The sequence below is a fragment of the Paenibacillus sp. FSL H7-0326 genome (assembly GCF_001955535.1).
GTDB classification, from domain to species: Bacteria; Bacillota; Bacilli; order Paenibacillales; family Paenibacillaceae; genus Paenibacillus; species Paenibacillus shunpengii.
This window is the reverse complement of the sequence record NZ_MPVN01000001.1, coordinates 2,142,841-2,158,851: the sequence shown is the minus strand read 5'-3', so window position 1 is coordinate 2,158,851 and position 16,011 is coordinate 2,142,841. Positions and strand designations below refer to the sequence as shown.

Annotated in this window: 15 protein-coding genes; 12 read left to right on the top strand and 3 right to left on the bottom strand. The window is 44.8% G+C overall.

All coding sequences use genetic code 11. The features are described from left to right. The first annotated feature begins 77 nt into the window (after positions 1–77). From BK126_RS10255 to BK126_RS10200, 12 genes are all read left to right on the top strand, one after another. Positions 78–2,135 (top strand): sugar-binding protein, encoded by a 2,058-nt coding sequence (locus BK126_RS10255; protein WP_218639245.1) that lies wholly within the window; start codon positions 78–80, stop codon positions 2,133–2,135. 163 nt (positions 2,136–2,298) lie between these two features. Further along, positions 2,299–2,868 (top strand): SF0329 family protein, encoded by a 570-nt coding sequence (locus BK126_RS10250; protein WP_076312419.1) that lies wholly within the window; start codon positions 2,299–2,301, stop codon positions 2,866–2,868. A gap of 194 nt (positions 2,869–3,062) precedes the next feature. After that, a complete protein-coding gene (locus BK126_RS10245; protein WP_076312418.1) occupies positions 3,063–3,653 on the top strand; it encodes a TetR/AcrR family transcriptional regulator in 591 nt (196 codons plus the stop codon). Positions 3,654–3,839: 186 nt separating this feature from the next. Continuing rightward, positions 3,840–4,994, top strand: a complete 1,155-nt coding sequence (locus tag BK126_RS10240; protein ID WP_083655796.1) for a DUF418 domain-containing protein — start codon at positions 3,840–3,842, stop codon at positions 4,992–4,994. Between the two features lie 172 nt (positions 4,995–5,166). Further along, complete coding sequence (locus BK126_RS10235; RefSeq protein ID WP_076312416.1) at positions 5,167–6,327, top strand: cobalamin-independent methionine synthase II family protein; 1,161 nt, start codon at positions 5,167–5,169, stop codon at positions 6,325–6,327. 309 nt (positions 6,328–6,636) lie between these two features. Further along, positions 6,637–7,620 (top strand): tRNA dihydrouridine synthase, encoded by a 984-nt coding sequence (locus BK126_RS10230; protein ID WP_076312415.1) that lies wholly within the window; start codon positions 6,637–6,639, stop codon positions 7,618–7,620. Between the two features lie 215 nt (positions 7,621–7,835). Beyond that, positions 7,836–9,005 (top strand): DUF4317 domain-containing protein, encoded by a 1,170-nt coding sequence (locus BK126_RS10225; RefSeq protein ID WP_076312414.1) that lies wholly within the window; start codon positions 7,836–7,838, stop codon positions 9,003–9,005. A 25-nt stretch (positions 9,006–9,030) separates the two neighbouring features. Continuing rightward, positions 9,031–9,738, top strand: coding sequence for a DNA alkylation repair protein (locus BK126_RS10220; protein WP_076312413.1), 708 nt, complete (start codon positions 9,031–9,033; stop codon positions 9,736–9,738). A 147-nt stretch (positions 9,739–9,885) separates the two neighbouring features. After that, positions 9,886–10,638 (top strand): superoxide dismutase family protein, encoded by a 753-nt coding sequence (locus BK126_RS10215; protein WP_076312412.1) that lies wholly within the window; start codon positions 9,886–9,888, stop codon positions 10,636–10,638. 153 nt (positions 10,639–10,791) lie between these two features. Then, the gene (locus BK126_RS10210; protein ID WP_076312411.1) at positions 10,792–11,535 is read left to right on the top strand and encodes an SDR family NAD(P)-dependent oxidoreductase; all 744 of its coding nucleotides are present in this window, start codon (positions 10,792–10,794) and stop codon (positions 11,533–11,535) included. Positions 11,536–11,712: 177 nt separating this feature from the next. Further along, positions 11,713–12,033, top strand: coding sequence for a MazG nucleotide pyrophosphohydrolase domain-containing protein (locus tag BK126_RS10205; RefSeq protein WP_076312410.1), 321 nt, complete (start codon positions 11,713–11,715; stop codon positions 12,031–12,033). 20 nt (positions 12,034–12,053) lie between these two features. Then, a complete protein-coding gene (locus tag BK126_RS10200) occupies positions 12,054–12,635 on the top strand; it encodes an LOG family protein (RefSeq protein ID WP_076312409.1) in 582 nt (193 codons plus the stop codon). Between the two features lie 84 nt (positions 12,636–12,719). On the opposite strand, the gene BK126_RS10195 is transcribed toward BK126_RS10200, so the two are convergent. The 3 genes from BK126_RS10195 to BK126_RS10185 all read right to left on the bottom strand — a co-directional run bounded on the left by BK126_RS10195 (position 12,720) and on the right by BK126_RS10185 (position 15,748). Further along, a complete protein-coding gene (locus BK126_RS10195; RefSeq protein ID WP_076312408.1) occupies positions 12,720–13,469 on the bottom strand; it encodes a GNAT family N-acetyltransferase in 750 nt (249 codons plus the stop codon). 172 nt (positions 13,470–13,641) lie between these two features. Then, on the bottom strand, positions 13,642–13,911 hold the full coding sequence (locus BK126_RS10190; RefSeq protein WP_076312407.1) for a hypothetical protein: 270 nt from the start codon (positions 13,909–13,911) through the stop codon (positions 13,642–13,644). A gap of 223 nt (positions 13,912–14,134) precedes the next feature. Beyond that, entirely contained in the window at positions 14,135–15,748 is a 1,614-nt protein-coding gene (locus BK126_RS10185; protein ID WP_076312406.1) for a helix-turn-helix domain-containing protein, read from the bottom strand. Positions 15,749–16,011: the final 263 nt, after the last annotated feature.

Genomic DNA, 16,011 nt, shown 5'->3' with positions numbered 1-16,011 from the left:
TCTATTTAAGTCAGGTGAACCGCTGCCAGGCTATACCTAAATTCGCCTTGCTATAGGTACTGAGGAGGGGAGATCAGATGACAAGAGCAAGAATGTTATTAAAGCCTATTTTGGTGACAATGGCTGTTCTGCCTGTCGTATTTACAAGTGGTTTCGGTTCGTGGTCGGATGTTTCTGCAGCTCTAACTCAAAAGGAGGGCCATAAAGTGATGTATGTTGGAGAAACCTATACTGTGAATATGGGGCACAAACAATCAGGTGCAAGTTATCAATGGAGCAGTGACCGTAGTGCTGTGGCATCCGTCGATCAAAACGGAGTTGTTACAGCACTCTCACCTGGTTCGGCAACGATTACTTGCTTAATTACTAATAATGGGAAAACGACGGTTCTACAAACCAAGATTGTGGTGAATAACGCATCCAAGAAACCATCTCCAGAACCGGGAAAGGTCACTGTTGACGAGAATGGATTCGATTCTAACGGAAGAATGGTAGCTTATTTCGGATCGCCTGTTATTGACGGCAGCAATATGGATAAAGTATGGAGCAGAGCGCAAGCGATTACGCCAAAACATGTATCAGACAATCTCGACACTTCTGCCGAGTTTAAGGCGTTATGGGATGATCATGCGCTGTATATTCTTGCTGAAGTGAAGGACAAAGATTTATCGGTACAATCGGAAACACCTTATATGCAGGATTCCGTAGAGGTATTCCTTGATGAGTACAACAATAAGACACAAGAGTATGGTATGGACGATTTGCACTATCGGGTGAATTATGAAAATTTTCAGTCTATTGATAATGGCAATCGCGAGCAGATTTATTCTTCTGCGAAAAAGGTGGAAGGCGGATATATAGTCGAAACAAGAATTGCACTCCGATCGAAACCGGAAAATGGAACCGTGATGGGCATTGAACTGCAAGTGAATGATGCTAAAGGATCCGAACGAATCGGCAGCATCAATGTCTTTGATTCATCAGGCAACGCATGGAATGATACAGGAAGGTTTGGAGAAGTTTTGCTTACTGGCAAGACCAAGGAGGATATCAGCGGTGTGAATCCGTATGACCTCCTGAATTTGGTGAAGAGCACGATAGAGATGGATTTTAAACGATATAGAAATGCTAGTGTCGTACAAGATGCCATAATGAAGGTCGTTTCAGAAAATGTTCTAGACAACAGTAAGCTAAATCAAGATCAAATCAATGATCAGTATGCTGCTCTCAAGCATGCAATCAGTAAATTGGAAATGACAGAAGAAGCGGCAAACGAGAAATATTTCGAAAGAGTTCCAGATGAATATCGGGTGCAGAGTGAAGAACCGGGAACGATTCAAAGTTTAACGTACAAAGCACCTAATGTAGAGAACGGCACAGACGACAAGCGAGTGAATGTATACCTTCCTCATGGATACGATCCTGCGAATACAACGAAGAAATATAACGTCCTATATTTAATGCACGGCGGCGGGGAGAATGTAGATACGATCTTTGGAGGACCTGGCCAGACGAAAGAGCTGAAGATTATTATCGATAACATGATTGCCAAAGGAGATATTGAGCCTCTTATTGTAGTGACACCTTCCTTCTATGGCGGGACCAATGACACGGCTACATTCCACGAGGAATTGATTAACATTGTGCTTCCTTTGGTGGAGACCGAGTATAATACCTATTCGGAATCAGCCAGTTTGGATGATTTAAAAGCTTCCAGAGCGCACCGGGCATTCGGTGGATTCTCCATGGGTTCTGTGACGACCTGGAATACTTTTGTGCATGCGCTTGATTATTTCAAATATTTCATGCCTTTAAGTGGTGACAGCTGGGTCGTGGAACAGAGAGGCGGGGGCATTAAACCCATGGAAACGGCAGAATATTTGGCGAAGGCTGCGACAGATGCTGGATATGGACCGAAGGATTTCTACGTATTCAGCGCTACAGGCAGTGCAGATACGGCGTATCCAAACTTGAAGCCTCAGATCGATGCCATGAAGCAGTTAACCGATACCTTCATCTATTCCTCGGATAAGGAAAAGGGGAATTTCTACTTTATCGCAGCTGACGGCGGCACGCATGCTTGGTATTGGGTGAACCAGTATATTTATAACATCTTACCGGATTTGTTTGAATAAATAGATTCATTGAAAAAAGAACCCTCCAGGAGTAGTTCATGTACGGGTTATTTGATGCTTTGAAGACTTCATCACATTACGGTATGATTGAAGCCTAAGAGCAGAATCAAGGCCGCCTATTGATGGGATGCTTTTGTTAAGAGAATATAGGAGGAACATGGACATGTCCTGGAGTAAATTGAAGCAGCAGCTAGAAAGTTTCCTCTCACCTGCGTTAGTTGGAAGAGTGGAGTACCGTGCGACCAGCTACCGTTATTCATCTAATAAATCTGGAGATTGCTATATCGCTGTAGATAAAAAGAATGTCTTCAATATGAGTGATACAACCAGCTCCATCCGATGGTATCAAACAGAGCAGGAAATAAAGAGTGACCCAGAAGTGCAAATTCCAATCAGCAATGAAGAAATTGAAGGAGTAAGAACAGATACCAAAGGAACCGTCCCGGAGGATCGTCTCGTCGTCATTGCACGAAGCAGAAAAATCACGGTGCTTGCGAAAGAGCTATTGTCAGCACAGACCTCATTAAGTAAATCCAATTTTGTCGTTACAGCGAATAAGTTCTTATCTACTTCTATTGAAGACAGCCTGGAGAGTAATGATATCTTATTGAATGTACTAGCCTTAGTGGATCGGCGTCTTGGCAAGAAACGAATCTTAAACATGGCCGAGAAGATCAAGTTAAAGCATCCTATAGTTCAGTATTTTTATGAGCTGCGGCGCAGTACGTTATAAGAAAAGAAAGATAGTAAGTCAGCTTCGTAACACGAAGAGCAGCCAATGATATGGACTGGACTTCCATTGTAAGTCGTGTCTAACAAATGGGGTGCAGTTCAATAACACTTGGCTGTTTTTTTATCACTGCCAGATTAACCTGCCTGTAATATATGCTATACTGGATCATAATTCAAAAAAAGAGGTCCCCAATCATGGCACGTTACAAGGAAGAGCAATCCAAGCATATTCGGGAAGCGCGCAGGATTCAAATCCTGAATGCCGCGCTGAGGGTTTTTGCGGAGTACGGGGTAGAGGGCACGAAGATGAGCATGATCGCTAAGGCTGCTGATCTAAGTCACGGTCTGATGTATCATTATTTCGAGTCTAAAGAAGAACTGCTTACACATAGCCTCCTCTGGGCAATGGAAGGTGCTGATCAATTGATCGAGGAGGTCCGGGCTTCGTCAGCGAATCCGCTGGACAAAATAGCGCATTTTACCCGTTCAGCCATCTCCGCAGGAAGTCATGATGTATTTCGTATGATCCAAAGCTGTATGAAGCATCCTGATCTTGATGAAGAGACAAAGAATCTGATCAGCCAGACGAGTGAGAAATATGTATCGTTATTAGTACCTATCGTTATTGAAGGACAGAATCGCGAAGAGATGATTAAAGAAGATCCTGAGATGCTGGCTAATCTTTATTTGACCATATTGTCTGGACTGATTGCTGACGATGTGAATTGGCTTCATCAAAATTTGGACTGGAATATACGTATGCTGCTCAGAGTGATTCAAAAATAACAATATTCGCTACATAACCTGATTATAAACGAACGAAGCCCTTCTGCGATCCGAGAGGAAAGCGGAAGGGTCTTTTTGTTCCTTCAGAAAATTTGATTGACAATTATTGGAATACATCTTAGTATAATTATTGACTGATCAAGTCAATCAATAATTATACACTCCAAAAGTGAGGTGTTTGACGGATTGAGATCGCTTGCTCCAGATTTAGGCCGAGGATTTATGCTGCTGCTGATCGTGATTGCTCATGCCCCCGTATTTTTATTTATGGCGAAGCCATTTACGCTGACTCGTCCACTCGGAGAGCATTGGCTGGATGACATCGTGAATTTGGTTGGATTGCTGTTCGTGGATAACCGTGCATATCCGATGTTTGCCGCATTGTTCGGTTACGGAATGGCTAGTATGGCAGCACGCCAACAGGAGAAAGGTGTACCTGTAACAGAAGTGAAGCGCTTGTTACGACGTCGTTCGTGGCTGCTCATTGTTTTTGGATTTATACATCTTGTCTTTATTGGAGGAGCGGATATCCTTGCCGTATATGGCGTCTCTGGTCTTATTCTAGGATGGCTGCTGTTTAAGCCGGAGCGGATACAACGAAGGGCTATAATCGTGATCGGTCTAGTGTATATGGTTATCATTCCGATGGCCTGGGTAACGGTATATCCGATATTGACAGGGGAAGAGCTGGGCATGGGATACACGCCTTCCCATACTTATCTGCTTCTCGTCTCGGAGCACTTCATTGCTTTTCCCGTGATGATATGGATCAATCTGCTGCTCTATCCGATGCTGTTCATCATCACCATAGGAGTTTGGTCTGCCCACAAACGGTGGCTGGATCATCCTGAGCGCTTCCGTACCCAGTTGAAACGAATCACCATCGGAGGAATCAGTATATCGCTGATCGGGGCACTTCCTTACGCTCTGACTGGCGCGAACATGTGGCATCCGGAATCTGGACTAATCAGCTGGTTTGTAATCGTTCACATCATGACGGGTGTTGCAGGCGGGTTAGGATATACCGCTCTTATTGCGCTGTTCAGCATATCAGCCCGCGGCACTGCTCCTAGGATAACGCAGGCACTTGCATCCGTAGGCCGACGATCGCTTACATTTTACATCTACCAGGAAGCGCTGCTTGTCCTCTTGCTATCCCCAGTCGCTCTGGGACTAGGAGGTGTGCTGGATAGTGCGGGGGTGTTTGTTATTGCAGTGTTGATCTGGTTCTCGGGTGTCTGTCTTGCAGTCTGGCTGGAAAAACGGGGGTGGAACGGCCCTATCGATGCTTTAATGAGAAGACTCATCTATCGAGAACGAAAAGGATTAGACAGAAGCTGATGAATCGGAGCAGCTCTTCCCTCCATAATAACCAAAAGATAAATTTCTGAGTTCGCTATAGCTTTTAGCTATAACTAGATATTGCTTTTAAGTCTTATACAGGATATAAACCTCCATGCTAGAATCAAAGGAATCAAAAACGACATAGGCGATCTAGAGGGGGACTTTTATCATGTGCAATAGATTTCAAATCGTAGGCAGTTTGCTTCGTCCGAAGGACTTATTAGAATATAAGCATCAAATCGAGCATCGCGATGATATAACGTATCCCTTTTACCAAGACTTCGAGGGATATGAGCAGTCTGAGTCCGCAGCGATTCAAGCTGTAGTCGATAAGGAGATTGCTAACAATATTTCTGTTATTACGGATGGAGAATACTCCAAATCGATGTGGCATCTGGATTTCGTCTGGGGCTTCCAAGGCATCAAACGTTACATCGCAGATCACGGGTATTTCTTCAGAGATACCGATGGATCTTCGAAATATGAGACACGCAGAGATATTGGACTCCGCATTACGGGTGAACTGAGCGCTAAGAACCATCATTTTATTGATATTTATAAGAAGCTTCAAGCGCAGGCTGGCGATCGAGAAACGAAGCTGTGCGTACCCTCTCCATCCCATATCTTTGGTGAGCTGTCCTGGTCGGATAACATTGGTGGAACGGAATCCGTGTATAAAGACAGACAGGAGCTTAAGAACGGATTGGTGAAGGCTTATAAGGAATTTGTTGAGGAGTTTGCTGCCGCTGGCGGTAAAATTCTGCAATTCGACGATTGCTTGTGGGAGCTCTTCGCTGATGACAATCCGAACTCTCCTTACACGGGTGAGAACATCAATCAGGAGGAAGTGCAGGCTCTCGCTGCTGAGTTCATTGATATCAACAACACGGTCATTGACTTCGGTCATAGCCTGGGCCTCAAAATGTGGACGCATAACTGCCGCGGTAACTACGACTCCCGTAACATGGGCGGCGGCTCCTATGCCAAGATTGCGAATCTGTTCTTGAAGCAGCTCAAATACGACCGCTTCTTCCTGGAGTGGGATGATGAGCGTGCAGGCTCACTTGAGGCACTTGCGGTATTCCAAGATAAGCCGAATACGGAGATTGTACTTGGCCTGTTGTCCTCCAAGACGAATACGCTGGATGATGAAGAGCGTGTCTTGAGAATGCTGGATGAAGCGTCCAAAATTATTGATAAGGACAGACTGCTCTTATCTCACCAATGCGGATTTGCGTCCTGCGATGGAGGAAATGAATTGACTGAAGATGAGCAATGGGCGAAGATTAAGCAAGGTCAGCGTATAGCGGAGCAATATTGGGCGAATTAATATTTGAAATAATATTAAGCAAAGAGGGAAGCGAAGATCCCATTCAGACTGTCGGCGAGGTAATTGCAGGCAGTCTTTTTCTTGTGATGAGGGGCCTGCGATTCTTGTGATGAGAGGTCTGCGATTATTCTGCTGTGGAACTTCCAGGACCTGATCATTTGATTTGTTAAACATTTACTGTAAAATCAATGGATGCGATCGTTTGATAAAAAGTGCTCAAACATGCTATAAGTGTAGAAGAAGCACGAACAGCTTGCTTTTTAATATAGGGATAAAGATTTGTCCTGTTACTATAGAGAGGTTTTAGATATGACAACGAATTTTTGGCGTGATTTGCCACGTCCTTTTTTTATTCTGGCACCGATGGAGGATGTGACGGATGTTGTTTTCCGCCATGTCGTAAGTGAAGCGGCAAGACCGGATGTATTTTTTACCGAGTTTGCGAACACCGAGAGCTATTGTCACCCGGAGGGGAACCACAGTGTGCGTGGGCGGCTTACTTTTACGGAGGATGAACAGCCGATTGTAGCCCATATCTGGGGAGATAAACCGGAATATTTTCGTCAAATGAGTATCGGTATGGCGAAAGAAGGCTTTAAGGGGATCGATATTAATATGGGTTGTCCTGTAGCGAATGTAGCCGAGAATGGGAAGGGAAGCGGTCTGATCTGTCGTCCCGAAATTGCAGCTGACATCATTCAGGCGGCCAAAGCCGGGGGACTGCCCGTATCTGTAAAAACAAGGCTCGGTTTCAGTAAGGTTGACGAATGGCGTGATTGGCTGACTCACATCCTGAAGCAAGACATTGTTAATCTATCCATTCATCTGCGGACAAGAGAGGAAATGAGCAAAGTAGACGCCCACTGGGAGCTCATTCCAGAGATTAAAAAGCTTCGTGATGAAGTGGCACCGGGTACGCTTCTGACGATTAACGGAGATATCCCGAACCGTCAAGTAGGCTTACAGCTCGCTGAGCAATACGGGGTGGATGGTATTATGATTGGACGTGGTATTTTCCACAATCCCTTTGCCTTTGAGAAGGAACCAAGAGAGCATAGCAGTGAGGAGCTGCTTAACCTGTTGCGGCTGCATCTGGATCTCCATGATCAGTATTCTGCTATGGAGCCCCGTTCGTTCAAGCCCCTTCCTCGTTTCTTTAAGATTTATGTTCGTGGATTTCGAGGAGCAAGTGAATTAAGAAACAACCTTATGAACACGAAGTCAACAAATGAAGCGCGAGCATTGCTTGATGATTTTGCAAGTAAGCAGCATGATGAGGCCGAGCAAGAGTAGGACTTCCCTGATGAATATTTTGCCGTAATCAGTGGCTGTGGTGACTAGAACGATACGATGATTACGGGCCCCCTATACAAGGTATTATGGTATGATAAGTTAGTTGAACAACAAACGTATTTAGATATATCAAGTGAGGAGCCCTTCTGGATGAAGGGCTTCTGTAACGTTTATTTTGGCAGGGGTAATCTATTATAGGAGATGTCTGATCAATTATGATAAAAAAAGAACTCGCACACATACGCAAGCAGTTTAAAATGGACCACGAAATGCTGAAGCTATACGAAATTCTTAACGTGTATATTATGAAGGAGAGCAACGAGATCTATCATTACGAGCGTCAGCCGTTTGAGCTGCTGGATCGGGAGAAGCAGGAGCTGCATATGGCTAACTTCAAGAAGCTGCTGACCGGTGAACTGGATCAGAAGCTGTTCGAGTTAAAGTTCCAGGAGGAAGCGGAGGAACCGACACGTGAGCTCCTTCATCAAGCGCTGGTGACCGGGGATCCCGATGAATGGACGGATCTGATGATCCTGCTCGTGGAGAGAATGATGGCCGATACCCATTATAAGCAAGATACAGTGATTACTTTTGTTCGGGGGCAGTACTATCGACCGACGAAGGAAAGAAATGAAGAGGTCGAAGAGAGCGAGAAGAATGAGGTTTTTGCGAATTCATTTATTTTATGCAGTGTGAACTCCACCGAGCAGCAAAAGAAAACACTCATGTTTGATTATGTCGAGCGGGAATATAAGTATAATGTCTTCGTTGATCCCATTATCAAATTGAACACGCCGGAGCAAGGCTTTTTCTATCCAAGCGTGACCGATAATTATTCTGACGTGAACCGTGTTCTGTATTCCTCAGGGAGAGCCAACGAGCCAAACTACCAATTCATCGAGGAAGTCTTGAAGGCGGAGAGAACGGTGACGGCACAAGAGGAACGGACGATCTTTGAGGATATCGTGAAGGAAGTCGCAGGAGAACAGCTCGATGCCGCCACGATTGCTCATGTCTATGAGGAGATTCATCAGGTCATTGAGACAAGCGATCAGGAAGAGCCGCCAAGGCTGGATTATAAAGATGTAGAACGGATGCTGACTTCGAGCGGTGTGGAGAATGTGACAGCAGAAAAGGTAGAGCTTGCGTTCGAAACGGTCGTTGACGATAAAAATTATGAGCTTAAAGCGAGCAGTGTCATGCCGAAATTCACCTCGAAATCCATTAAGATTGATACGAAGGTAGCTACCATTTCAGTGAGCCCGCAGGATCTAAAGTATTTGAAACAGGTGAGTTATCGCGGAAAAAGATGCATCCTCATTGAAGTTGACGAAGATGCCGTTATCGAAGGATTTACCCTGGCTACGGAGAATTTGATAGAGTAAGATGAACAGGAAGGCAGTGTAAACGATGAATTTTGAATCTGTCATGCAGGAGCTTGAAGCTCTCGGCAAGGAACGGCTCAAGAAGATGTACATGTCCAATGGCGCCCATGAACCATTGTTTGGTGTGGCGACAGGCGCGATGAAGCCCATGGCGAAGAAGATCAAGATCGATCAGCCTTTGGCTGAGCAGCTGTATGCGACAGGAAACTATGACGCGATGTACTTTGCGGGCATCATTGCAGATGCAAAATCGATGACAGAAGCGGACTTTGAGCGCTGGATCGATGGAGCTTATTTTTACATGCTGTCTGATTACGTCGTTGCAGTCACCCTCGCTGAGACCGATATTGCACAAGAGGTGGCTGATAAGTGGATCGCAAGTGGAGATGAGCTGAGAATGTCAGCAGGATGGAGCTGCTATTGCTGGCTGCTCGGCAGTCGCCCAGACGTTCAGTTTGAGGAAAGCAAGATTGCCCGTATGCTGGACATGGTGAAAGAGACGATTCACGAATCTCCTGAGCGGACCAAGTCCTCGATGAACAATTTTGTTTACACAACGGCTGTGTCCTATGTCGCGCTTCACGATAAGGCGGTCCTCACTGCACAGGCCATAGGCCCTGTTGAAATGAAACGGGACAATAAGAAGCCGGCGATCTTGCTCGCAGCCGATAATATTCAAAAAGCGGTGGACAAGAATCAGCTTGGCTTCAAACGCAAATATGTGAGATGTTAGACATCCCATTCCCATAAGACATTCGAGGGTATCCCTCGGGTGTCTTTTTTTCGTGCGGATGAGTAATGTCAGCTCATAGATGAACAGTTTGATGACTGGAAAATAAGGGTAAGGGGTGGTGAGACTACAGGGACAGGAGGCGCTGAAATGAAAAAAAGAAAGTACGAAACCAAGCATATGGCAGGGGCATTTCTAGCCGGAGCTGTATTGTTTTCGGGATTTTCTCTGGCCGCAGCAAGTCCAGATCTTACCTTGGACAGCCTGAAGCAGTCGGCAGCGAAGCTAAGTGTATACGTTAATGGAGAGGACAAATCCTCTGCAAATGGAGAGTACGATAATGCAGGAACAGCCGCACCGGAGTACATCCTTCATAACGACACAACCTATGTACCCGTTCGGATGGTATCTGAGATTGTCAATCAGCCAGTATATTGGGACGAGGAGTCTCATTCTATATCATTAGGCGTGCCAGCGGTTCCGTTATTTAATGCGGAGGGAGAAGAGGCAGGCTTTGCCACATTAGAGCAGACGGATGAGGGAGTCATCGTAAATGTGACCGCAACAGGGCTTACGCCAGGAAAGCATGGATTCCATGTACATGAGAATCCCGTACAGGGAACAGATTTTGAGACGGCAGGCGGACATTTTAACCCAACAGACAAGCATCATGGCCTGGAGCATCAAGAAGGAAGTCATGTTGGAGATATGCACAATCTTGAAGTAGGACAAGATGGGACGGTAGAAGCAGAGATGCTGCTGCCGGAGGCTACGCTTGAAAAAGAAGAAGCCCATTCTGTACTCGGGCGCTCACTCATTATTCATGCCGGAGAGGATGATCACATGACTGATCCATCGGGTGATTCCGGCGGGCGTGTGCTTGGCGGAAATATCCCGGAATAATATCCACCAAAATGTTAATTTTTCACGAGTTAAGGCAACAATAATAAAGATGAGCCATGAAGATTTCGCGCCTCGTTCTCCTAATGGAAGCAGGCGCTTTGTTGTATGGATCGGCAATTGCATCATATTCTAGTATGGAATGGAGAGACAATAATGAAGCTGAAGGATAAAGCAGCGATTATCACGGGTGGTGCGAGCGGTATTGGTGAAGCAACCGTGCGTCTTTTTGTAGAGGAAGGAGCGAAAGTGGTCATTGCAGACTTCTCGGAGCGAGGCGGGGAGTTGTCTGCTGAGTTGAATGCGAGCGGGCATGAAACGTTGTTCGTGAAGACCGATGTAACGAAGGAAGAAGAGATCAAGAACATGATCAATCAAACGGTGGAGAAATATGGCAGGCTGGATATTATGTATGCCAACGCCGGTGTGGCGGACGATGCCCCTGCTCACGAGCTGTCTTACGAGAAATGGAAGCGCACCATTGATATTAACTTGTCAGGCGTCTTCTTATCCGATAAATATGCAATTGAGCAGTTTCTTAAACAAGGCGGGGGTGGAGCGATCGTGAACGCAGGATCTATTCACAGCTTTGTGTCTCTACCTAATCCAACAGCCTATTCTTCTGCCAAAGGCGGAGTTAAGCTGTTAACTCAAAATTTATGTACCGCCTATGCCAAGGAGGGCATTCGCATTAATGCTGTATGTCCCGGATACATTGAAACTCCTCTGCTAAAAGAAGTGGATGCGAAGACGAAACAATATTTGGCTTCACTTCATCCGCAGGGCAGACTTGGAAGACCGGAAGAGGTTGCCAAGGCTGTATTGTTCCTGGCTAGTGACGACGCCAGCTTCGTTAACGGTACGACCCTTCTTGTGGACGGAGGATATACAGCGCATTAAATTTGGTAAGGCGGAATAATAAAAAACCTAGAGTACACCTCCTAAGAGAGAGCTCTAGGTTTTTGGTATGGTTTTTCAGACGCAAATGGTGATCGTGCATGGATTGGGGATCGCGGGTATGATAAAATTTTAAAAGAAATGTCTGCTCACATCTTCGATAGCATATGGGGGAACAACATGAATATTACTGAATTTCAGCATTGGGTGAAGGATTATTATCAACAGCGGCAGTGGTCAGATCTAAATATTTTTGTTCGAATCGGGTTTCTTGCTGAGGAGACGGGAGAAGTAGCTCGCGCCATTCGTGCACTAGAGATCGGACGAGATCGTCCCGATGAGATGGAAGGCTCATATGAGCAGAATAAAAAGGAACTGACAGAAGAGCTGGGCGATGTGCTGGGGAATCTAATTGTGATCGCCAACAAATACGATATATCTCTCGAAGATATACTAGAAGCGCATAAAGAGAAGCTTCAAGCCCGTTACGCATCTAAATAATAGGAATGGAGAGTGGGATAATGAAATCAATCGCTGTATTCTGCGGCTCCAGTGAAGGAAGCTCTTCGATATACAAAGAAAGTGCTGCACAGCTGGGTAAGGTGTTGGCCGAGCAACAGATCACTCTGATTTACGGCGGTTCTAATGTAGGTCTGATGGGAGCCGTTGCTGATGCGGTCTTGGAACATGGCGGACGGGTAATTGGTGTACTGCCTCATTTTCTGCAAGCTCGTGAAATTGCACATAAGGGATTAACCGAGCTCATTATGGTAGATTCCATGCATGAGCGTAAAGCCAAGATGGCTGAATTGGCGGACGGATTTATTGCTCTTCCGGGTGGACCCGGAACGATGGAGGAATATTTTGAAATATTTACTTGGGGACAGCTTGGTTTACACCAAAAGCCATGCGGGTTGCTGAATATCAATGGATATTTCAATTCGCTGGTATCTATGTTTGATGTGATGGAGCGTGAGCAATTCATGCAGCCGAAATATCGCTCGATGGTTCTTACTGACCATACCCCGGAAGGTATTCTCCAGCAGTTCGCAGCCTACAGGGCTCCGTCAGTTAAGACTTACCTTACGGAAGAACGGACTTAGTCTTTATAGTCAGACCACTACGAATATGAAATATGTAAGGCATGGATCGATGCTCCTTTTCGGTTCATGCCTTTTAGTCTTCAGTCAGGATGGGATCAAAGCTTTTACCCGGTACCAATACTTATAATTCTCCGTATAACCGATCTTAGAATAAAGTCTCAGTGCAGGTGCATTGTTCGCAACAACTGCCAAATAGCTGAACCGGGCTCCATGCTCCTTACCCCAACTCAGAAGATTTAATATCATCTGTTCACCGAAGCCGCGATTGCGATATCTGACATCCGTCACAATATCATACAGCCCGATATATTCTCTCTCCACCACGCCAAGTCCGCAGGCAACCACTTGTTCATCGTCATATAAGGATATGAATCCTGTTCGGGTTTTAATGTTGGATAACATGCGTTCCATGGTGATCCGATCTGCTGCCTTTACCTGATTCAGCTTATAGTAATTGTTTAACCATTCATCGTGGGGACGTTCATAGATTTGGACTGAAGTTAGCCGAGGCTTACGGATATGCGCCAGATCTACGGTTTGAACACTTGTTGCATCAACCACGGAATAACCGGCTTGATCTAATGCGGAATCCAGATCCTCAGGATGAATAAAGGGTGTAATTTTAAAAACAGCAGGGAGACCATTAGCTGAATATATCTTCTCGCATTCTGTAATTTTACGGACTGTTTCACCCGTTGAATGATATAGGGCATGAATGGAGTTTGCCCGCTTCGTGAAGCCGTTCGCAAAGCGCAGCAGCCAGCCGTCGTAGAGAAGGGTGGATAAGGACGGCCAATGATTCAGAGAGAGCTCTTCAATATGTTTATGATTCATATCCTTAATCCTTTCATATGTATAATGAATTATTATAATTAATATTGTATAAATATACAATGGGGTATAAAGAAATGAAATATAGAATCAAGCATGACATAACAAAACAGCCCAAACTCCAATGCAGGAATATGGGCCGTAGTGAAGTCCGTTCTTCACTTAGGGGATAGGATTATCCTTGAAAGTTAATGAACTCTTTATTTATCGCTTGAGCATCTTTGAATCCGATTTTATATGCGGTCTTCATTACACGGGTGTTGCTCTGCAAGAAGATATCCTCTAGCAATCCGATGCTGTTGTCCAATTGATCGGGGGTTTGATTTTTAATCGCTTCCAAATTCTCGCGGAAGAGCATATAAAGGTTATTGTGTTCCTTCTCGCAGATCTCTACCATATCCTGTGATCTTTTTTCAAAAGCATCCTTCATCATTTGTTCTACCATCGCTAAGCCCTCCAGTTGATGTCCATTATTCTAAGTTCGTTATTGCTTAGGGGTTCTTCATCGGTTTTTCATATAAATCAAAAATTAACATTCTCGTATACATCATACCTTCTCAGAGTTGATAATTTTGTCGCCTTATGTCGAATTAGGCTTAGGTAATATTTTCATAAACGATCCCGCTTCAGAATACCTTATCTTGCCTTTATTAAGTTATGAATTTGCTTCAAATGCTTTTATGAATATATATAATCTCTTGTTTGCGGTATTGTCCAGGTGTCATGCCGGTTTCTTTCTTGAACATTCGATTGAAGGAAGAGAAATTGACATATCCCACCTGAGCGGCAATCCGGTTGATCGTCATGTCGGTCGTTATTAACAGCTCCTGTGCTTTTTCCACTCGGACACGATGCAGATGCTCGCTGAAGGTACTGCCGGTTTTTTCTTTGATATAGGTTGATAAGTAAGTACCGGACATATTGAGCAGATCAGACAGATAGTTAAGTGACAGGTCCTGGTGATACTTCTGCTGAATAATATCAAGCACATATACGGCAAGCGTGTCTTTAATTTCAACCGTTGGTTCGCCCAGCTCGTCTACCTTATCTGAGGCTTGAACAGGAACCGTTGAATGCTGCTCTGACAGAATTAGATCGGTTGACGGGCCTTCGACCGTTTCGGTGATCAACTGAATCAACCGAACCAACGGAGATCTGGAGGCCTGCTCAATCCGGTGCAGGGTCTGCTCGTAGATCTCGCTGAGCTGGAACGGTTCAGGATACAGCTCACTGACACCGATTTGCAGTTTCCCGTCATGACGCAGCTCTTGCTCCCATGCAGGAATTTGTTTTTCTAGATTGGCAATGAGGACATCCCGATCTATGTTATAGAATATCGAGATAATGTGCATCGGTTCGATCTGAAACGTATGGGTAGAAGGACCGCATGCTTCGGCGAATTGGCGCATCGTAAGGATCAAATGGTGCACGGTATCGCTGTATGAAGCATTACATATTCGGTCTCTGTCATTTGGTTCTGCCTCTATATCCGTGAGGACGTTATACACAACCATAATAGTGCTGCTGGTAGAGGGATGGACTCCGGCTCTTTCCAAATCAGGATTTAGCTGCTTGATTTCATTGATATGATCTAAGGTGATGATGGAAGGCATGATCTTGGCTTTCCATTTCAAATAATGGTCGCGTTCTTCTAGCAGGCGGGTCACTTCAAGTGCAGCAGAATGGAGTTGAAGCCGGGAATCCCTGTTCATTGGCATATGAATAGCTACTGCTTGTCCGATCGCTTTGATCGGATTACGAATTTGAGTATAGAACAGGAACAGCCCTGAGATGCATACAGCGAGTAAAAAGTACAAAATGGCTAAGATCACTTTGAAAAAGAGGGATAAACCTTGTATTCCCTTATTATCAACGGTACTTATCCATTTCAATCCATTTATTGTGTCCGTATAAAAATAGTATTGGTTATTCATTTGGGCTATATTTTGGCCAGGCTGGAATGTAGGGATAGACAGGGAGAGTGCTGCATTGTCTGAACGGTACAGTTCCTTTCCATCTGCAGCGAGCACGATCAGGTGATCAGGAAGAAATCCATGACGGGCTGCTTCTGTAAGTTGATGAGAAGGGTCTATATGTGTCGATGAAGATAGCGAGGCACTTATCCGTTCGGCGGTATGCTCCAGCTGGAATAAGTGTTCTTTGATCGATTCATTAGTCGTTGCTCTATTCAGCAGGGAGGTGGTTAACAGGTGTAGGATAGCAATAAGTGCAAATATCGTCGCCATGGTCATTATGGATTTGCCGTCCCACCTCATTCTCATCTCAAAGAACCTCCCCCGAAAACAAGCTGTATCTTACAAAATACTAATAGAGAATTGTTTCATATATGTGTATGAAATGTAATGGGAATGTTAAGAAATTTATTGTCGATATTTCAGAATTTGTGCATTTTTTTCTTTTCATGCTTTTTCGCGGTAAACAGCTAAAAAAATGCATAGGTTCAAATCAAATGTTTATTGTCGTACTCCTTCCTCTTCGGGTACCCTTTAAAAGGTTCATCATTATACAATTATGAGGAGATGAA